This window comes from Cryobacterium sp. TMT2-15-1 (genome assembly GCF_004402345.1).
GTDB classification, from domain to species: domain Bacteria; phylum Actinomycetota; class Actinomycetes; order Actinomycetales; family Microbacteriaceae; genus Cryobacterium; species Cryobacterium sandaracinum.
Genome location: NZ_SOGD01000059.1, coordinates 162,631 through 180,647, shown reverse-complemented (window position 1 = coordinate 180,647; position 18,017 = coordinate 162,631). Strand labels below are relative to the sequence as shown.

The following is an 18,017-nucleotide window of genomic DNA, read 5'->3' as shown; positions in this document are numbered from 1 at the left end:
CACGGAACCGCGCCTGTGATGAACAGCGACCACGGGGTGATCTCAGCCCCAGCCTTCCAGAAACGATCCGACCATTCGATGGGGAATCACCTAGTCGTGCTGAAGATTTGCCGGGATGCTCGCGGTGTCGGCGCGGTCCGCCGGCAGGGGCCGCGCATGCGGGATCTTGCTGCCGAGCACCATTGCGACGACATCGCGGGCGATGCGCTGGGGGGTGAGCCCAACACGGTCGAGGATCTCGGCGCGGGTGCCGTGGTCGAGGAATTCGTCGGGCAGCCCCAGTTCGGTGACCGCCGTGTCCACGCCGGCTTCACGCAGATCCTGACGGACACGGGTGCCGACGCCGCCGACCCGGATGCCGTCCTCGATGGTCACGACGATGCGGTACTCCGCGCCCAGGGCCACGATGCTCCGCGGTACCGGGACGACCCAGCGCGGGTCGACGACGGTGGCTCCGATGCCCTGGGCTGCGAGCCGGTCCGCCACATCGAGACCCATCGCGGCCATCGGCCCGACGGTGACGATCAGCACGTCTTTCTGGGCTGATTCCAGGAGCACGTCTACGCCGTCGTCCAAGCGGCGCACGGCGTCGATTGAGACGCTCACGCTGCCCTTGGGGAAACGCAGCACAGTGGGCGCGTCGTCGACGGCCACGGCCTCTTCGAGCTCCTCTGCCAGGCGCACCGAGTCCCGAGGTGCCGCTAAGCGGATCCCGGGGACGACCTGAAGGATCGCCAGGTCCCAGATGCCGTGATGGCTGGGACCGTCGGGCCCGGTCACCCCGGCCCGGTCGAGCACGAATGTGACGCCGGCCTTGTGCAGGGCGACATCCATCAGGACCTGGTCAAACGCCCGGTTGATGAAGGTGGCGTAGAGCGCGACGACCGGGTGCAGGCCGCCGAAGGCGAGGCCAGCGGCACTGGTGACGGCGTGCTGCTCGGCGATGCCCACGTCGTGTACCCGGGCAGGGAATCGCTCGGCCATCTTGTGCAGGCCGGTGGGACGGAGCATGGCCGCGGTGATGCCCACGATCTTCGGATCGAGTGTGGCGAGGCGCAGCAGCTCGTCGGCGAACACCGACGTCCAGGAGGGTGCGCCGGCTGATTCGATGGACTCCCCTGTTTCCGGGTCGATCTGGCCGACCGCATGGAACTGGTCGGCGGTGTCCTGAACGGCCGGGTCGTATCCCTTACCCTTCTGGGTGATCGCGTGCACGATCACCGGCGCGCCGTAGCCCTTGGCCTGATGGAGCGCCTCGACCATCGCCGCCATGTCGTGGCCGTCGATCGGGCCGATGTACTTGATGTCGAGGTTGGAGTAGAGCGCCTCATTGTTGGAGAACCGGGCGAGGAATCCGTGCATGCCGCCGCGCACACCGCGGAAGAACGCCCGGGCGGGCGCGCCCATCCGTTCGAAGGCCTGACGGCTGGTCAGATAGGCACTGTGGTACGCCTGTCGGGTGCGCACGGTGTTCAGGAAGCGGGCCATGCCGCCGATAGTGGGCGCGTAGGAGCGGCCGTTGTCATTCACGATGATGATCAGGCGACGGGTGTTGTCGTCGCTGATGTTGTTGAGGGCTTCCCAGGTCATGCCGCCGGTCAGGGAGCCGTCGCCGACGACCGCGATCACATGGCGGTCGCTCTGCCCGGTCATCTCGAAGGCTCGGGAAATGCCGTCAGCCCAGGACAATGAGCTGGAGGCGTGGGAACTCTCCACGATGTCGTGCTCGGACTCGCGCCGCTGCGGGTAGCCGGCCAGGCCGCCGGCCTGGCGGAGGAGGCTGAAGTCCTGACGCCCGGTGAGCAGCTTATGCACGTAGGCCTGGTGTCCGGTGTCGAAGACAATGGCGTCACGCGGGGATTCGAAGACCCGGTGCATCGCGATGGTCAGCTCGACCACGCCAAGGTTCGGACCAAGGTGCCCGCCGGTCTTGGAGACTTCCCGAACGAGGAACGCCCGCACCTCGGCCGCGAGCTGGACGAGCTGGTCCATCGAGAGGCGATCCAGATCTCTCGGCCCGAAGATCGTGTCCAGTAGCGCCATCAATAACACCTTTCACGTTGCGCTATCCGCCACCAGAAAACCGGCGCATAGATTCGGTCAAGCCGAGTCTACGCGCCGGTTTCGGTAGCGAGCCGAAAGGCTCCTGGGTGCTAGGCGACCAGCGAACGCAGGACGTACTGCAGGATGCCGCCGTTGCGGTAGTAATCGGCCTCACCCGGAGTGTCGATGCGGACGACCGCGTCGAACTCGACCGTGGCCTTGCCGGGGGCAGACTGCGCACTCGGCGCCGCCGTGACGCGCACCGTCTTCGGGGTGACCCCGCTGTTCAGCTCGACGAGACCCTCGATCGTGACGACCTCCGTGCCGTCCAGTCCCAGTGATGCCCAGCTCTGGCCGGCCGGGAACTGCAGAGGCACGACGCCCATCCCGATCAGGTTCGAACGGTGGATGCGTTCGAAGCTCTCCGTGATGACGGCCTTCACCCCGAGGAGGCTGGTGCCCTTCGCGGCCCAGTCGCGGGACGAACCCGAACCGTATTCCTTGCCACCGAAGATGACCAGCGGCGTGCCGGCGGCCTGGTAGTTCTGCGAAGCGTCATAGATGAACGCCTGCGGCGCCCCGTCAACGGTGAAGTCGCGGGTGTAGCCACCCTCGACTCCGTCCAGCAGCTGGTTGCGGAGACGGATGTTCGCGAACGTGCCGCGGATCATGATCTCGTGGTTGCCGCGGCGCGAGCCGTAGGAGTTGAAGTCGCCCCGTTCAACGCCGTGCTCCAGCAGGTAGGCACCGGCCGGGCTGTCGGCCTTGATCGATCCAGCAGGGCTGATGTGGTCGGTCGTGACCGAGTCGCCCAGTTTGGCCAGCACACGGGCACCGACAATGTCGACCACCGGGGTGGTCTCCATGGTCATGCCGTCGAAGTATGGGGGCTTCCGCACATACGTGGACTCAAGGTCCCACTCGAAGACCTCGCTGTCCGGTGTCGGTAGGCCGCGCCAGCGCTCGTCGCCCTCGAAGACATGGCCGTACTGCTTCGTGAACATGCCGGTGTCGATCGAGCTGTCGATCGTGGACTGCACCTCGGCGGAGTCGGGCCAGATGTCCTTGAGGAACACCTCGTTGCCGTCGCTGCCGATGCCGAGCGCATCCGTCTCGAAGTCGAAGTTCATCGAGCCCGCGAGGGCGTAAGCGATGACCAGCGGCGGGCTGGCCAGGTAGTTCATCTTGACGTCGGGGCTGATCCGACCCTCGAAGTTGCGGTTGCCTGAGAGCACCGCGGTGACGGCCAGGTCGTTGTCGTTGATCGCGGTCGTGACCTCGTCGATGAGCGGGCCGGTGTTGCCGATGCAGACCGTGCAGCCGTAGCCGACTGTGTAGAAGCCGAGGGCCTCCAGGTCGCCGGTGAGGCCGGCCTTCTCGTAGTAGTCGGTGACGACCTTCGAGCCCGGAGCCAGGGTGGTCTTGACCCACGGCTTGCTCGTGAGGCCCTTCCTGACGGCGTTTCGGGCGAGCAGACCCGCGGCGAGCATGACACTCGGATTGGACGTGTTGGTGCACGAGGTGATGGCCGCGACAGCGACCGCTCCGTGGTCGAGCGTATAGTTCGCGCCGGCCTGCGTGGTGATCGCGACGGGCCTGGACACGCTGATCGGAGCGTGGCTCACGTGGTTGTGTGAGGCCTTGTGGTCCAGGTTCTCGTCCTCGGCGGTAAAGCCGATCGGGTCTGAAGCCGGGAAGGAGGCCTCGACGGCCGCGTCCACAACAGTCCAGTCCTGCGTCGCGTAGCTCTGCAGGTCAAGTTCGAACTGCGACTTCGCCTCGGTGAGGATGACGCGGTCTTGCGGGCGCTTCGGGCCCGCAATCGACGGCACGACGGTGCCCAGGTCGAGTTCGAGGTACTCGCTGAAGACGGGCTCCTTGTCGGCATCGTGCCACAGGCCCTGCAGCTTCGAGTAGGCCTCGACAAGTGCAACCTGCTCGTCGCTGCGACCGGTCAGGCGCAGGTAGTCGAGGGTGACGTCGTCGATCGGGAACATCGCGGCCGTGGATCCGAACTCCGGGCTCATGTTGCCGATCGTGGCCCGGTTGGCCAGCGGAACCTGCGAGACACCCGCGCCGTAGAACTCGACAAACTTACCGACCACGCCGTGCTTGCGCAGAATCTGGGTGATGGTGAGCACGACATCCGTCGCGGTGACGCCGGTCGGAATGGAGCCGTTGAGCTTGAAGCCGACCACCTTGGGAATGAGCATCGAGATGGACTGGCCGAGCATGGCTGCCTCAGCTTCGATGCCGCCCACACCCCAGGCGAGTACGCCGAGGCCGTTAACCATGGTCGTGTGCGAGTCGGTCCCCACGCAGGTGTCGGGGTAGGCCTGGAGCACGTCGTTGCCCTCGGCGTCCGGCACGGTGCGGGTCATCGTGACGCGGGCCAGATACTCCAGGTTGACCTGATGCACAATGCCGGTTCCGGGCGGCACGACCTTGAAGTCGTTGAACGCGGTCTGGCCCCAGCGCAGGAACTGGTACCGCTCACCGTTGCGCTCGTACTCGATCTCCACGTTGCGCTCGAGGGCCTCCGCGGTTCCGAACAGGTCGGCGATGACGGAGTGGTCGATGACCAGCTCGGCCGGAGCCAGCGGGTTGATCTTCTTCGGGTCGCCGCCGAGTTCGGCGACGGCCTCGCGCATGGTGGCGAGGTCGACGATGCACGGCACGCCCGTGAAGTCCTGCATGACCACGCGGCCAGGCGTGAACTGGATCTCGGTGTCGGGTTCCGCCGTTGGAACCCACTCGCCGAGGGCACGAATGTGGGCCTCGGTGATGTTGGCGCCGTCCTCGGTGCGAAGAAGGTTCTCCAGCAGCACTTTCAGGCTGAACGGGAGCTTCTCGTAGCCCGACACCGCGTCAAGACGAAAGATCTCGTAGTCCGTCGACCCGACCCGCAGGGTGTCCTTGGCTCCAAAACTGTTTACAACCGCATTATTAAGCGCCGACACGATGCCCTCTCCTTCGTGGAAACCGACGGCGAAACCGTCCGCAATCCTCAATCCTGACGACCGGACGCCTGCCCCTGCCAGCAAGGGTAACCTAACCGGCGGATGCCACGTGCGGACGATGTCCAACGCCGAATTATCTTGACGTAGAGATAACTCTAGCGGTGCCACCGCGTTTCCCGCGCTTCTTTCCGGCGGGTGTCACGGAATCGTGGTGAATCTATTCGGGCCGGCGACCCGCTGCGTGGTCGGTCGCCCGGTCGTCGGCGCGGTAGACCGCCCGGACCACCAGCCACGAGGTCACCAGGAGCGGCGCGTAGAGCGGAATCCCCATCAGGAGCTTGACGGCGCCGAGCCACTCCACGTTTCCGGAGTAGTAGAGGGGAAGCTGAACGGCCAGGCGCAGGGCGAACAAGCCAGCCCAGCAGAGCGTGAGAATGCTCAGCACCCGGCGCCTGGACCGGTTCGACCGCCAGGCGATCCCCTCGCCCATCAGGAATCCGACAGCCAGCCCGATCAGCGGCCAGCCGACGACCGCCGAGATGAAAAGTGCACCGCCGTAAAGTCCATTGGTCCAGAATCCGGGCAAAAAGAAGTCTTCGGCGCGGCCGGTGAACAAAGCGAGCACGGCGCTGACGATCAATGCCACCAGGCCGCCGACGGCCGGCGTCACCGTTTGGCGGCTAATCCGGCGTAGCACGATGAAAACGACGCCGATCAGCACCGGCACAACAAGGGACAGCACCAGCGACTGCTCGGGGAAAAGTTGCCGGGTAAAGGTGTAGGTGATCAGGAAGACGAGACCGGGCAGCACGGCCTCGACCAGGCCACGGATGCCTCCCATCGCGGCCAGCAGGGCGCGCCCGCTGATCGGGTCGCCCTCGGCCGCCGGCGTGAAGCCGGCCCGCCGGGCCGCCGCCGCCATGCCGTCGGCGAACGCGGCGGGCACGGGCGAGTCAGACGCGTTCTCTGATGCGTCGGGCTCGAGGGCCTCCTCGGGCAGGGGTGCGTCCGTCATCCCGGCGTTCTTCAGGACTGGCCCGGCTCGGCCGCAGAGGCGGGGGTGGCCGGCATCCGCAGCGGAATGAGGTCACGCGGCGGCATCGGAGCGGATCCGCGCACCACGACGATGCTGCGGAATAGGTCTTCGATCTCGGTCGCGGCGTCGGCGTTGATGGCACCCTCGCCGGCAATCACGCCGCGCAGGAACCAGCGCGGGCCGTCGACTCCGATGAAGCGGGCCAGCCTGCTCATTCCGTCGGATCCCTGACCCGCGGCCACGGGGATCTCTGCCACCAATTCCGGGCCGAACGGGCCTTCGCGCAGAGTCGTCGTTCCCCCCTGCTTGCCGATCTGATCGGCGATCTGGGCGCGAATTTCGTTCCACAGGCCACTTGAGCGGGGCGCGGCGAACGGCTGTACCTGGAGGGTGGAGCCGGCGTAATCGAGCCCGATCGCCACGACCCGCTTGCTGCCTTCTTCGATCTCCAACCGTAGGTGAAGCCCCTCACGCGGGAGGATCTTGACCCCGCCGAGGTCCACGTAGGGCCGCACCGGGTTGGCTTCGGCTTCGTCGAGGGGACCCTCGGTCGCACGATCTTCCGGCGCCGACTTGGCCGTCTCGTCCGGGTTCTCCTCCGGGTTCGCGGTGTCGCTCACTGGTTGTCTCCTGACGTTGAGGTGCCCGTGCTGATGTTCCGGCTCAGGCCGGTGGACCCGAACCCGCCAACTCCGCGTTGGCTGCCGGGCAGCCGATCCACGGGAATGAACGTAGCCCGGCTGACGGGCATGATGATGATCTGGGCGATGCGGTCGCCGATCGCGATCGCATGGGGCGTGGTCTGGTCGGTGTTGAGCAGCGTCACCTTGATCTCGCCGCGATACCCGGCGTCGACGGTGCCCGGCGCGTTCACGATCGTGATGCCGTGCTTTGACGCGAGACCGCTGCGGGGCACGACGAATGCCGCGAAACCGTCGGGCAGGGCGATCGACACGCCCGTGCCGACCAGTGCTCGTTCGCCGGGGGCCAGGACTAGAGCCTCGGAGGAATGAAGGTCCGCTCCCGCGTCACCCGGGTGCGCGTAGCTCGGGAGGATGGACGCGGTAATCAGGACTTCGACGCTTTCTGCCACGTGTCGAGGCTAGTGCAGAAGTCTGATCGAATAGACCCATGCCTGAATATCGCGAAAAACTCTGGGCCTCGCCCGCACCCTATGTGGCGACTGCGCTCATTATTCCTGCCAGCATCCTCGTGTTCGCACCGATTTCGATGCTGGCCGGGGTGCTGCTGGCCGCCGGTCTGTACGCCGCTTGCGTTCTGGCGCTGCTCTTGTCGGCACCGGTGGTGCAGGTGCGGGGCGGTGAGCTCACCGCCGGGCGCGCGACTATATCGATCGATCTGGTCGGCGAGGTTCAGCCCTTCGACGGAGCTGAGGCAGCCCTGGAACGTGGCCAACGGCTCGACGCCCGGGCCTGGCTGCTCATCCGCGGCTGGATTCGGCCCGTCGTGCGAATCCCGATCGTGGATGCGACGGATCCGGCGCCGTATTGGCTGGTGTCGACGCGGCGCCCACAGAAATTGGCCGCCGCGATCAATGGATCGCGACGGCCAGCATCACATGATTGAGCGCGTTTAGGAGTCGCACTCCTGGCATACCGGGCCGAGCTTGGTCTCGTGCGACATCTGCGAACGGTGCTTCACCAGGAAGCACTCCACGCAGGTGAACTCGTCCGCCTGCGGAGGCAGAACGACGACATCGAGGTCGAGGTCGGACAGATCGGCGCCGGGAAGGTCGAAACCACCGGGGTTGTCCGAGTCGTCGACATCTACGACACCGGACATCTTGTCGGGTACGCGCTCCTTGAGGGCCTCAATCGACTCTGAGTCGTCTTCGGTCTTCCGTGGTGCGTCGTAATCGGTTGCCATACCCATCCATTCAGTTACGCCGAGAAAGGATTTCGGCGGCCATAGTTTCCAACAATCCGGGCGGAATAGCAAACTACACGCCGCGCTATTTGCTCGGCACAGTGATCAACTTGCGGCACGCCCGGCGTATTCCCCGAAGATTCACTCTTTACATGGCAGTCTTGGTCGCACTAGTGATGGCGAAAGGGCTTTCAACATGCAGGAATTGAAAGTTATTGGAGTCGAGAGCGGTGCGCTGCTCGCAGCGTCTGAAGAGGGAGACCGATTCAGGATCCCCATCGACGAAGTTCTCCAGTCCCGGCTGCGCCAGGCCCAGGTGGAACCGGCGTCGGGGCCGAAGCTGAGCCCCCGGGAGGTTCAGGCGCACATCCGTGCCGGCATGTCCGCCGAGGACGTCGCCGCGGTCACGGGTGCGGCCATCGAGTTTGTGCGCCGCTTCGAGGGCCCGGTCGTCGCCGAACGCGACTACATGGTCTCTTGCGCGCTGAGCGTGCCGGTGCACACCGCCATCGATCTCGACCCGATCGAGGGCGGCGCCAACTTCGGCACCGTCATCCGTGAGCGTCTGGCCTCGCTCGGCGCTACGAACGAGCGCTGGGCCAGTTGGAAAGAACCCGGCGCCGGCTGGATCGTCAAATTGGCCTTCACTGCCGATGACATCGACCACGACGCTCGGTGGAGCTTCGAACCCAAGAAGAACTCTCTTTCTCCGGTCGGCAGTGAAGCCATCGCCCTGTCGCAACAGGGCGAACTGAAGGGTGCCCTGATCCCGCGGCTGCGGGCCGTCGGCGCCGAGACCAGCCTCGCCGATGTGTCCCGCTTCGACAGCGGCGCCTTCACATTCAAGGAATCACTGTCCGAGGAGACGTTGAACGATACTGCGCCGCTTCTGGACCCGGTGCCGTATTCCCGTTCGGCCGGTACGACGGATGCCGTGTCCCGTGCAGCCATCAAGCGCGCCGACGAACCGCCGCAGAGCCTGAGCGAGACGGCCGACCTGCTGGCGTCACTGCGCCGCCGCCGCGGGGAGCGCGAAGCCGCCGCTTTCGAAAGCAACCAGGTCGAGAGCCATTCCAGCCTCAGCAACCCCGCCAGCACCAGCCCGGCCCCGGGCATCCGTCTGGTGGACCAGCCGGCCGAGGCCGCCGCGGAACCCCACGCCGCTCCCTCGGCTCTCGCCGCTCCGCCGACCGAGGCCCCCCGCAACGCCTGGTCTGCCCAGGCCGCCGGGGGTCAGTCACCGGCCGCAACTCCGCGAGCGTCGGGTCATGGCAAGCGCGGGCGGGCCTCGATGCCCAGCTGGGACGAAATCGTGTTCGGTGCCCGCACCGACGACGACCTGCCCTAGCACCAGGGTTTAAGCGGCACCGGCACCGGTCCGACGTGCCGGTGCATGCGACCCGCCGACGCATTCGACTACCCTAGGCACGTGAGAATCAACACCCGGCTGCGATCCACAAGCCGGATTCCTCTGCTCCAGGCAGTGAAGACATCCGTGGCGGTCGCCCTCGGCTGGATCCTGTCGCAACTGCTACTGGACACGGAGCAGCTGCCGGTCTTCGCCGCGATCGCCGCCCTGCTGGTGGTGCAGCCGAACATCAACCAGACCCTCGGTCGCGCGGTCGAACGCAGTCTGGGTGTTATCGGCGGGGTCATCATCGCCTATGGCGTCGGTGTCGCATTCGGCCAGTCCAGCTGGGTCGTTCTCCTGGCCATCGTGTTCTGCATCATGCTGGCGTGGGCGCTTCGGCTGGCCCCCAGCTCGGCGAGCCAAATTCCAATCAGCGCCATGCTCTTACTCACAATCGGTACGGCTACGGCTGAATACGCGCGGGATCGCATCGTCGAAACCATCATCGGGGCGGCAGCCGCCCTCCTCGTCAACGCCCTGATCGTGCCACCAGTGCTTCTTCGTCCGGCCCACGCGGCTGTGATCCGACTTGCCTACGAGATCGCGGACACCCTCGACCGGATCGTCGACGCCCTGCGGTTTCCGCAGAAGGCCAGCCAGATCGAAGAGATGATGATCAAGGTGCGTCTGCTGCGCCCCATGCTCGCCAAGGCGGATCAGGCGCTCAAGCAGGCCGAGGAGAGCCTCACGCTCAACCCGCGGCATGCGGTGAACCGGCGTCTCCTCGACATCGACGAGGAGCTCTTCGCGCGGCTGACCTCGCTCGTGGCACGCGCGATCGGTATGACCCGGTCCCTGCGCGACCACTACGACCATTCCCTGCACCTCGAGCCCACGGTGCTCGCGATCACTGTCGAGCTGAGCCGTGCCGCCCATGACCTGAGGCTCCTCGCCGAACAGGTGGACCACCCCGGCGCCCAGCAGGTCAGCCTGTCACAGGAACCACCCACCCTGACCGCCCCTCTGATCATTGCGACGCCGCATCCGCAGCACTGGATCCTGATCGGATCGCTGATGGAGGACCTACGCCGGGTGCGCGAGGAGATCAAGGGCGAATAGCCGATGATTTCCGAGGTTCGGAATATGCCCGTCGGATCGAAAGTGAGCGCGCGAATTTCTGTCCCCGGACGCCTGCGCTCGGCCCGAGCAGCGTGGTCTCTCATTCACGAGCACTAACCCGGGGCGCAGAGGGTCGGAGCGACCGCGTCGGTACCCTGACCAAAGGTCAACACGAGAGGGACCCCACTCCCGTGGGGTCCCTCTCGTAATCGTGTCCACCCGGCGCAGACCTCTGCGCGGGAACGACTACGCCTGGTTGAGCGCGGCCTGAAGTTCGATGGTGATGGTGACCTTTTCGCCGAGCAGCATTCCGCCGGTCTCAAGGGCCGCGTTATAGGTGAGGCCGAAGTCGGCGCGGGTGACCTCGGTCTTCGCTGTGGCGCCGGCCTTGTAGTTGCCGTACGGGTCGGTGCCGAAGCCGCCGAACTCGAAGTCGAAGGTTACGGGCTTGGTGACGCCCTTGATGGTGAGGTTGCCGTCGACGAGGAAGTCGTCCTTGACCTGGCGCACGCCGGTAGAGACGAAGCTGATGGTCGGGTAGGTCTCGGCGTCGAAGAAATCGCCGGTGCGCAGGTGGCCGTCGCGGTCCGCCTGGTTGGTGTTGATCGACACGACCTGAGCCGTGGCCGTAACGGAGGAGTCGAGCGGGTTCTCGCCGGTGACGAAGGTCGCGTCGAACTTCTCGAACGTGCCCTTGACCTTGCTGATCATGAGGTGACGGATGCTGAATCCGACCTCACTGTGGGTCGGGTCGATGGTCCAGGTTCCGGCCTTGTAGCCGGGGATGCTCACTGCGGTGGTCTGAGTCATGGGTTCTCCTCAATTCGCGGAACGGTGGATTCTCGTCCTCACTTTCATGCAAGCGCATAGGAAAGTGAATTATTCCGAATCGGGGAGAGTTCTTTTCGACAGTGGTCCGGCCACTCCCGCCGGAATCCCTTGACTGCCTCCGGGGCCGAGGGTACCGTCAGTCGCTCAGGGGGCTGGTGCATGGGTGGAACGGAGGGCTGAAATGCGCTCACGGTTCTTGCTCTCCCTGGGTCTGCTGATCGCCTTGCTCGCCGGGTGCGCGTCCCCGGCCCCTTCGTCTCCCTCCTCTACTACGGCGCCGGCCTCTACTACGGCGCCGGGAACCGAGATCGTGGTAATGCGCCCGATCACCGAGGACGGTCTGCCTGCCGCGGGCTTCACCGTCACCGAGGTGACGACCGTCGCGCTCGACTGTGGCAGCGCGTCGGTCGATATACGGCCGTCCGCGGTCGCCGTCGACGACAACATCCACGCCTGCACACCGTCGAGCGCGTTCGCCGTAGCGTGCTGGCAGGATGCGGCGCCCGGTTTTGTGGTCTGCTACCGCGACCCGTGGACCACGGAGGTGGTGCGCCTGCCGAGCACCGGGAGCCGGCCGGCGGCCACCGCGCCCGAGCAGGCGCGACCGCTCGGGCTGTTGCTCAGCGACGGGGACCGCTGCCTGATTCGCAGCGGTGGCGTTTGGAACGACCTGACCGAGCACCCCGCCTGGTACGGCACCTACTCGTGCACGGACGATGGTGCGGTCTGGGCCGAGAGCGCAGACGGCATCGATCGGTCAGGTCCCCGGTGGACGGTGCGCGTCGCGCCCATTTCGGGGGAAGATCCGCTCACCACCCGCGAGGTTGTCACGGCGTACTTCGTCGGCACGGCAGAGGGCTAGCGGACTGAGCGCTGACCGGGCGTTCAGCGTACTGGGTCATGACCCTGGTGACACCCCACTGAGGGCGGCCCGGACGCGCAGCACCAGGAGCTTGTAGGCAGCATCATCGATCTGCTCCGACGTGAGCCGCCCGGTATCGACCGCTTCGACGAATCTGCCGATCAGTACGGTGACATCGGTGCCGTACCGTGCGGGATTCGCCGGGAGACCTCGCCGCCCTCCTGGTCGATGCCGATGAGTAGCGGGAGTTCCGGGTCGGGGCTGAGGGCATCCGTCATTGCCCGCATTTCTTCCAGGATGACAGCGGGGCGGCGGCGCTTTTCGCGTCCGTTCCGCGCGCCGCGGTGCAGCCGGAGAGGGTGAGGGCCAGCAGGGCCATGGCGGCGAGCGCCGCCAGGCGGCGGGCTGGGGCCGGGTGTCGTCGGCCGGAGATCATCGGTCCAGGCTGACCCGCCGGCAGCAGTCGTGGCGAAGCGCCCATCCGTTTCACCGCCGGCGCCGTTACAATCGGTCTTCGAGCGGGGAGGCGCGCATGCAGATGAGGGACATGGCCGGCGAGGCCGTGCTGATCGCCGCCGGCGGGCGGTCAATCCTCCTGCAGATCGCCGATCCGGCGATCGGCCACGGAATTGCGCACCACAGCGACTTCGCCTCCCGACCGCTCGATCGGCTGCGCGGCACCCTGACCTACGTGTACGCGGTCGTGTTCGGATCGCCGGAGGCGGCCGGCCGGGCACGGCGCCGGGTCGATCACGCCCACGCCCCGGTGTCGGGCTTGGCCACCGCGGATCGTCCGGCTTACAACGCCTTCACCCCGGAGCTGCAGCTCTGGGTGGCGGCGACCCTATATGACTCCGCCCTGACCATGCGGGAGCTGGTCTACGGCCCGCTTGACGGAGCCACGGCGGACGCGCTCTACCGGGAGTACGCCGTGCTGGGCACGGCGTTGCAGATGCCGGCGGAGCTGTGGCCGCCCAACCGGGCCGCCTTCGGCGCCTACTGGGACCGACGCATCGGCGAGTTGCAGACGGATGCCGCCACGCGCGCCGTGGCACGCCAGCTGCTGCATCCCCGCACCGGGCCGCTCTGGCTGCGGCTGATGATGCCACTGGGCCGGTTCGTGACCGTCGGGCTGCTCCCTGGCTCGGTGCGGGAACTGTTCGGCCTGCCCTGGACCGCGGGGGCGCAGCGCCGCTTCGACCGGCTGATCCGGCTGACCGCACGTGTCTATCCGCGGCTTCCGCGCCGGCTGCGCCACTGGCCCAAGAACCACTACCTGCGCGAGATGCGGTAGTCACCTGGGCTGGCGGTAGTCTGAGGGTTTCCCCAGCCTGAGGATTCCAATGACGCAGCACTCGGCCCCCGCCGCCCCCGGCACGCCCGACGGTCTCGACGCGATCGACCGGCAGATCGTGGCCGAACTCAGCCGCGACGGCCGCCTATCGATGCGCCAGCTGGCCGTGCTCGTGCACATTTCCCGCACCACCGCGCACAGCCGGATGCAGAATCTCGTGCGTCACGGTGTGGTCACCGGATTCGGAGCACAGATCGACCGGCGGGCGCTCGGGCTCAGGGTCTCCGCCCTCGTGATCGTCAAGATCGGCGATGTCTCCTGGGCCGAGATGGCCCGGCGCCTGAGTGAACTGCCCTTCGTCGAAAAAGCTCAGGCCGTGAGCGGCGACATCGACATCATCCTCACCGTCAGCGCTCCGGACCACGAGCAGCTGAGCCAAGCCATCCTGCGCGATATCCACAGCATGCCCGGCGTGATCTCCACCCGGTCCCACCTCATCCTCGAGGAAATCACCGGCCTGCCCCCGGCCCGCGCTGCGGACAGCTGGCGCTGAACGGTCGTTTTCCGCGGACGAATGGTCCGGCGCGACGCAGCTTCGGACCAATCGTTCGCATCCGTCACCCGGACATCGTCTAGGGCGCGGAGATGCCCCACCATTGCGACATGAGCCTCAATGTCGAGAGCCTGGTTGAGAGCCCCCTCGCCGCGCCGCGTCCCCTCCGCCTGATCGATGACACCGGTCGCGCCGCGCCGCTCGATGAGGCCGGCGGGTTTGTCCTGCCGGACCCGGCCACACTACTCAATCTCTACCGGCGCATGGTCGTCGCCCGCCGCTTCGACGTGCAGGTGACCGCGTTGACCCGGCAGGGACGCCTGGCGACGTACCCATCAGCTCTCGGCCAGGAGGCCTGCGAGATCGCCGCGGTCGCCGCCCTCGGCGCCGAGGACTGGCTCTTCCCCACCTACCGGGACAGCATCGCCCTACTGTCCCGCGGCGTACCGCCCGAGCACATCCTGGCCTCGTTCCGTGGGGACTGGCACAGCGGTTACGACCAGAACGCCCACCGGATCGCCCCGCAGTCCACCCCTCTGGCGACCCAGGCACTGCACGCCGTGGGGCTCGCGACCGCGTCCAAGCTCAAACGGGAACGCACCGTCGCACTGACCCTGCTCGGCGACGGCGCCACCAGCGAGGGGGACGCCCACGAGGCGTTCAACTTCGCTGCCGTCTGGCAGGCCCCGGTCGTCTTCGTGGTGCAGAACAACCAGTACGCGATCAGCGTGCCACTGGACAAGCAGATGCGCTGCCGCACCATCGCCGACAAGGCCATCGGCTACGGGATGCCTGGCTACTTTGTGGACGGCAACGACGTCGCCGCGATGTACGCGGTCACCACGACGGCAGTGGAGAACGCCCGCGCCGGCCACGGTCCAACCCTGATCGAAGGTCTGACCTATCGGATGGAGGCACACACGAACTCCGACGACCCGAGCCGCTACCGCGATCCCGGGGATCTGGAGATCTGGCGACGCCGCGACCCGATCACCCGCCTGGACACCTACCTGTGCGAAATCGGCGCGCTGAACGACGCAGAGCGTGCGGACATCCGTGCCGAGGCCGAGGACCTGGCGGCGGACACCCGCGAATGCATGACCCGGTCCGCCCCAGTGGATCCGCTGGAGCTGTTCGACCACGTCTACGCGACCCCGCGCGCCGCCCTGACGGAACAACGAGCCTTCCTCGCAGCCGAGCTCTCCGAGCACGCAGAGCACGCAGAGCACGCAGAGCACGCAGAGCACGCAGAGCACGCAGAGCACGCAGAGCACGCAGAGCACGCAGAGCACGCAGAGCACGCAGAGCACGCCGCCGCAGCATCCGTCGCCGCCCACTCAGGAGTCAACTCATGACGCTCCCCGACACCGCACCGACGCGCCTGCGCGCACCGGTCACTCTCACCATGGCGGCGGCGCTGAATGCCGCGATCCAGGACGCGATGCGCGACGATCCGACCGTCGTGCTGTTCGGTGAGGATGTCGGCCCGCTCGGCGGCGTCTTCCGGGTGACTGACGGGCTGTACGCCGAATTCGGGGAGAGCCGAGTGAGCGACTCGCCGCTGGCCGAATCGGGGATCGTGGGCACCGCGATCGGCATGGCCATGTACGGCCTGCGCCCGGTGGTCGAGATGCAGTTCGACGCGTTCAGCTACCCGGCGTTTGAGCAGATCGTTTCGCACGTGGCCAAGATCCGCAACCGCACCCGTGGGCGCATCCAGCTGCCCATTGTGATCCGGATCCCCTACGCCGGCGATATCGGGGGTGTGGAACACCACTCCGATTCCTCCGAGGCCTACTGGACGGCCACGCCCGGTCTCACTGTAGTCTCGCCATCGAATCCGGCGGATGCCTATTCGATGCTCCGCGAGGCCATTGTTTCTGACGACCCGGTCATTTTCCTCGAACCCAAGAGCCGGTACTGGGCCAAGGCCGAGCTCAGCCTGCCTGTGCGCACCGCGCCGATGACCACCGCGGTCGTGCTGAGGGAGGGAACCGACGTAACGCTGATCGCCTACGGTCCGACCGTGAAAACGGCCCTCGCGACGGCCGAGCTGGCCGTCGCCGAGGGGCTCTCGATCGAGGTGATCGACCTGCGCAGCCTCTCCCCGTTCGACGACGAGACGGTGGGTGCCTCCCTGCGGAAGACCTCCCGCGCTGCTGTGCTGCACGAGGCGGCGCAGTTCGGCGGCTACGGGGCCGAGGTTGCCGCCCGGCTGACCGAGCGCAACTTCTTCCACCTGGCAGCGCCGATCCTGCGGATCACGGGTTTCGATATCCCCTATCCCTCCCCCAAGCTCGAGCAATACTTTCTTCCCACTCCCGACCGCATCCTGGCCGCCCTAGGAACCTGGGAGTGGAACTGATGGCTCAAAACTTCATCCTGCCCGACCTCGGCGAAGGACTCACCGAGGCTGAAATCGTGTCCTGGCTGGTGGCCGTGGGCGACACCATCACCATCGACCAGCCCGTGGTGGAGGTCGAATCGGCCAAGTCCATCGTGGAGTTGCCGTCGCCGTTCGGCGGTGTGGTCGAGGCCCTGAACGGGGTCGCCGGCCAGATCGTTCACGCCGGGCAGGTGCTGCTGACAGTGACGGATGCCGCCGAGGCCGACACCGCACGGCCGACCGCTCGGACTGCTGTATCGCCCGCAGCGATTTCAGCCGGGGTTCCGGTCACGGAGGTCGACGGGTCGGCATCCGGTGCCGTGCTCATCGGCTACGGCACGAGCGAGATCACGCGTCCCGTGCGGCGCCCTGCCACTGCGCGCTTCGGCGTGCGATCCGGCTCAGCGGCTCCGGTCCTCGCGGCAATCGTCGAACCGGTCTCCGACGTGACTCCGGCCACCCCGGTAACGGCTCCCACCTCTGCGTCTTACCTGGCCGGCCGCTCCCCCGTGGTCTCACCGCTGGTTCGGCGTCTGGCCCGCGAAAACGGCCTCGACGCGACCCTGCTGATCGGCAGCGGGAGCAACGCGCTTGTGCTGCGCCGGGACGTGGAATCGGCAATCCGGGAACGGGCCGCAGTGGTTGAGTCCACACCGGTGGTTGAGTCCACACCGGTGGTCGATCCCGCGGCACTGGCCCAACCTGCACCCGTGGCGGAGCCGGTCGGATTCCGGGCCGCGCCCACCGACGACATCCGCATCCCGATCACCGGCCTGCGCAGGGTGGTGTCGGAGCGAATGACCGTCTCGCGCCGGGAGATCCCCGAGGCAACCGTCTGGCTCGATGTGGACGCCACCGAGCTCTTCGCCGCGCGGGACCGCCTCTTCGAAGCCACAGGTGAGCGCTTCAGCGTGACTGCGCTGATCGCCCGGTTCACGGTGGCCGGACTGCGCCGGTTTCCGCTGCTGAACTCCTCAGTCGACACGGCCAGCCAGGAGATCCTGCAACGCGGTGCCATCAACCTCGGGCTCGCCGCTCAGACCCCGCGGGGGCTGATGGTGCCGGTGGTGCACGACGCCCACTCACTGACCACCCGCGAACTGCGGGATGCGATCGCCGGTATCGTGACCCAAGCGGCGGATGGCTCGTTTCCCCCATCTCGACTCAGCGGCGGCACCTTCACCCTGAACAACTTCGGTGCTCTGGGTGTCGACGGGTCAGCAGCGATCATCAACCACCCCGAGGCTGCAATTCTGGGCATCGGGCGGATGATCGAGCGCCCCTGGGTGGTCAATCACGCCCTTGCGGTGCGCACTGTGGTCGAGCTGTCGCTGGTCTTCGACCACCGGGTCTGTGACGGAGGCACCGCCGCCGGTTTCCTCACCTACGTCGCACGCTGCATCGAGAACCCGGTGAGCATGCTCGCCGACCTCTGACCGAGCCGCGAACCGCCTCGACCCTGCTGTGCCATCTGGGGTCGAGGCGTGCGCCGGGTCGTCTACGACAGGCAAAGACACCTCGGGGCAGGGGTCCTGCCACTGGGGTGTGTTGCCATTGACGCCCTCAAGTGCGAATCCTCACCGGACGGGCTATCCGGGCGGGCGTTGACGTTTCTTGCAAGGGTTCACTCGGCCATCGGTGTGTGCGCGAGACGATCGTGCGGGACTCGGAGGCGCGCCAACTAGCGCTGCGATA

17 protein-coding genes are annotated in these 18,017 nt (G+C 66.8%); 9 read left to right on the top strand and 8 right to left on the bottom strand.

Features of this window, described 5'->3' with window-relative positions; all coding sequences use genetic code 11:
• Positions 1–90: 90 nt before the first annotated feature.
• The 5 genes from dxs to dut form a co-directional block, all read right to left on the bottom strand.
• Complete coding sequence (gene dxs / locus E3O62_RS16195; protein WP_134399240.1) at positions 91–2,043, bottom strand: 1-deoxy-D-xylulose-5-phosphate synthase; 1,953 nt, start codon at positions 2,041–2,043, stop codon at positions 91–93.
• 110 nt (positions 2,044–2,153) lie between these two features.
• Complete coding sequence (acnA, locus tag E3O62_RS16190; protein ID WP_134399239.1) at positions 2,154–5,003, bottom strand: aconitate hydratase AcnA; 2,850 nt, start codon at positions 5,001–5,003, stop codon at positions 2,154–2,156.
• Positions 5,004–5,220: 217 nt separating this feature from the next.
• The gene (locus E3O62_RS16185) at positions 5,221–6,018 is read right to left on the bottom strand and encodes a DUF3159 domain-containing protein (RefSeq protein ID WP_134399237.1); all 798 of its coding nucleotides are present in this window, start codon (positions 6,016–6,018) and stop codon (positions 5,221–5,223) included.
• A gap of 11 nt (positions 6,019–6,029) precedes the next feature.
• The gene (locus E3O62_RS16180; RefSeq protein WP_134396195.1) at positions 6,030–6,659 is read right to left on the bottom strand and encodes a DUF3710 domain-containing protein; all 630 of its coding nucleotides are present in this window, start codon (positions 6,657–6,659) and stop codon (positions 6,030–6,032) included.
• Entirely contained in the window at positions 6,656–7,132 is a 477-nt protein-coding gene (dut, locus tag E3O62_RS16175) for a dUTP diphosphatase (RefSeq protein WP_134399235.1), read from the bottom strand. The genes E3O62_RS16180 and dut overlap by 4 nt, the downstream gene beginning before the upstream one ends.
• A gap of 38 nt (positions 7,133–7,170) precedes the next feature.
• On the opposite strand from dut, the gene E3O62_RS16170 reads away from it, so the two are divergent.
• The gene (locus tag E3O62_RS16170; RefSeq protein WP_134396193.1) at positions 7,171–7,626 is read left to right on the top strand and encodes a DUF3093 domain-containing protein; all 456 of its coding nucleotides are present in this window, start codon (positions 7,171–7,173) and stop codon (positions 7,624–7,626) included.
• 6 nt (positions 7,627–7,632) lie between these two features.
• Here E3O62_RS16170 and E3O62_RS16165 read toward each other — a convergent pair whose 3' ends face one another.
• Positions 7,633–7,926 carry a DUF4193 domain-containing protein gene (locus E3O62_RS16165; RefSeq protein ID WP_134396192.1) on the bottom strand — a complete coding sequence of 98 codons (294 nt, stop codon included), beginning with the start codon at positions 7,924–7,926 and terminating at the stop codon, positions 7,633–7,635.
• A 196-nt stretch (positions 7,927–8,122) separates the two neighbouring features.
• On the opposite strand from E3O62_RS16165, the gene sepH reads away from it, so the two are divergent.
• Both sepH and E3O62_RS16155 read left to right on the top strand, forming a co-directional pair.
• A complete protein-coding gene (sepH, locus tag E3O62_RS16160; RefSeq protein WP_134396191.1) occupies positions 8,123–9,274 on the top strand; it encodes a septation protein SepH in 1,152 nt (383 codons plus the stop codon).
• Positions 9,275–9,355: 81 nt separating this feature from the next.
• Positions 9,356–10,396, top strand: coding sequence for an aromatic acid exporter family protein (locus tag E3O62_RS16155; protein ID WP_134396190.1), 1,041 nt, complete (start codon positions 9,356–9,358; stop codon positions 10,394–10,396).
• Between the two features lie 246 nt (positions 10,397–10,642).
• On the opposite strand, the gene E3O62_RS16150 is transcribed toward E3O62_RS16155, so the two are convergent.
• Positions 10,643–11,206: a YceI family protein gene (locus E3O62_RS16150; RefSeq protein WP_134399233.1), complete on the bottom strand. Its 564-nt coding sequence runs from the start codon at positions 11,204–11,206 to the stop codon at positions 10,643–10,645.
• A gap of 337 nt (positions 11,207–11,543) precedes the next feature.
• Here E3O62_RS16150 and E3O62_RS16145 point away from each other — a divergent pair, with 337 nt between their 5' ends.
• Positions 11,544–12,089, top strand: coding sequence for a hypothetical protein (locus E3O62_RS16145; RefSeq protein WP_134399232.1), 546 nt, complete (start codon positions 11,544–11,546; stop codon positions 12,087–12,089).
• A gap of 274 nt (positions 12,090–12,363) precedes the next feature.
• On the opposite strand, the gene E3O62_RS16720 is transcribed toward E3O62_RS16145, so the two are convergent.
• Positions 12,364–12,525, bottom strand: coding sequence for a hypothetical protein (locus E3O62_RS16720; protein WP_166784681.1), 162 nt, complete (start codon positions 12,523–12,525; stop codon positions 12,364–12,366).
• Positions 12,526–12,621: 96 nt separating this feature from the next.
• Between E3O62_RS16720 and E3O62_RS16140 the strand changes: the two genes are divergently transcribed.
• The 5 genes from E3O62_RS16140 to E3O62_RS16120 all read left to right on the top strand — a co-directional run bounded on the left by E3O62_RS16140 (position 12,622) and on the right by E3O62_RS16120 (position 17,758).
• On the top strand, positions 12,622–13,383 hold the full coding sequence (locus E3O62_RS16140; RefSeq protein WP_241973552.1) for an oxygenase MpaB family protein: 762 nt from the start codon (positions 12,622–12,624) through the stop codon (positions 13,381–13,383).
• A gap of 49 nt (positions 13,384–13,432) precedes the next feature.
• A complete protein-coding gene (locus E3O62_RS16135; protein WP_134396187.1) occupies positions 13,433–13,936 on the top strand; it encodes an Lrp/AsnC family transcriptional regulator in 504 nt (167 codons plus the stop codon).
• 110 nt (positions 13,937–14,046) lie between these two features.
• A complete protein-coding gene (gene pdhA / locus E3O62_RS16130; protein WP_134399230.1) occupies positions 14,047–15,291 on the top strand; it encodes a pyruvate dehydrogenase (acetyl-transferring) E1 component subunit alpha in 1,245 nt (414 codons plus the stop codon).
• Entirely contained in the window at positions 15,288–16,301 is a 1,014-nt protein-coding gene (locus E3O62_RS16125; protein WP_134399228.1) for an alpha-ketoacid dehydrogenase subunit beta, read from the top strand. Before pdhA ends, E3O62_RS16125 begins: the two co-directional genes overlap by 4 nt.
• Positions 16,301–17,758 (top strand): dihydrolipoamide acetyltransferase family protein, encoded by a 1,458-nt coding sequence (locus E3O62_RS16120; RefSeq protein ID WP_134399226.1) that lies wholly within the window; start codon positions 16,301–16,303, stop codon positions 17,756–17,758. The genes E3O62_RS16125 and E3O62_RS16120 overlap by 1 nt, the downstream gene beginning before the upstream one ends.
• Positions 17,759–18,017: the final 259 nt, after the last annotated feature.

Excerpts from the sequence above, each read along its gene's own strand:
- dxs (WP_134399240.1), bottom strand. The coding sequence starts at position 2,043 with ATGGCGCTACTGGACACGATCTTCGGGCCGAGAGATCTGGATCGCCTC.
- E3O62_RS16185 (WP_134399237.1), bottom strand. The coding sequence starts at position 6,018 with ATGACGGACGCACCCCTGCCCGAGGAGGCCCTCGAGCCCGACGCATCA.
- E3O62_RS16170 (WP_134396193.1), top strand. The coding sequence starts at position 7,171 with ATGCCTGAATATCGCGAAAAACTCTGGGCCTCGCCCGCACCCTATGTG.
- E3O62_RS16165 (WP_134396192.1), bottom strand. The coding sequence starts at position 7,926 with ATGGCAACCGATTACGACGCACCACGGAAGACCGAAGACGACTCAGAG.
- sepH (WP_134396191.1), top strand. The coding sequence starts at position 8,123 with ATGCAGGAATTGAAAGTTATTGGAGTCGAGAGCGGTGCGCTGCTCGCA.
- E3O62_RS16150 (WP_134399233.1), bottom strand. The coding sequence starts at position 11,206 with ATGACTCAGACCACCGCAGTGAGCATCCCCGGCTACAAGGCCGGAACC.
- E3O62_RS16145 (WP_134399232.1), top strand. The coding sequence starts at position 11,544 with ATGCGCCCGATCACCGAGGACGGTCTGCCTGCCGCGGGCTTCACCGTC.
- E3O62_RS16720 (WP_166784681.1), bottom strand. The coding sequence starts at position 12,525 with ATGATCTCCGGCCGACGACACCCGGCCCCAGCCCGCCGCCTGGCGGCG.
- E3O62_RS16140 (WP_241973552.1), top strand. The coding sequence starts at position 12,622 with ATGCAGATGAGGGACATGGCCGGCGAGGCCGTGCTGATCGCCGCCGGC.
- E3O62_RS16135 (WP_134396187.1), top strand. The coding sequence starts at position 13,433 with ATGACGCAGCACTCGGCCCCCGCCGCCCCCGGCACGCCCGACGGTCTC.
- pdhA (WP_134399230.1), top strand. The coding sequence starts at position 14,047 with ATGAGCCTCAATGTCGAGAGCCTGGTTGAGAGCCCCCTCGCCGCGCCG.
- E3O62_RS16125 (WP_134399228.1), top strand. The coding sequence starts at position 15,288 with ATGACGCTCCCCGACACCGCACCGACGCGCCTGCGCGCACCGGTCACT.
- E3O62_RS16120 (WP_134399226.1), top strand. The coding sequence starts at position 16,301 with ATGGCTCAAAACTTCATCCTGCCCGACCTCGGCGAAGGACTCACCGAG.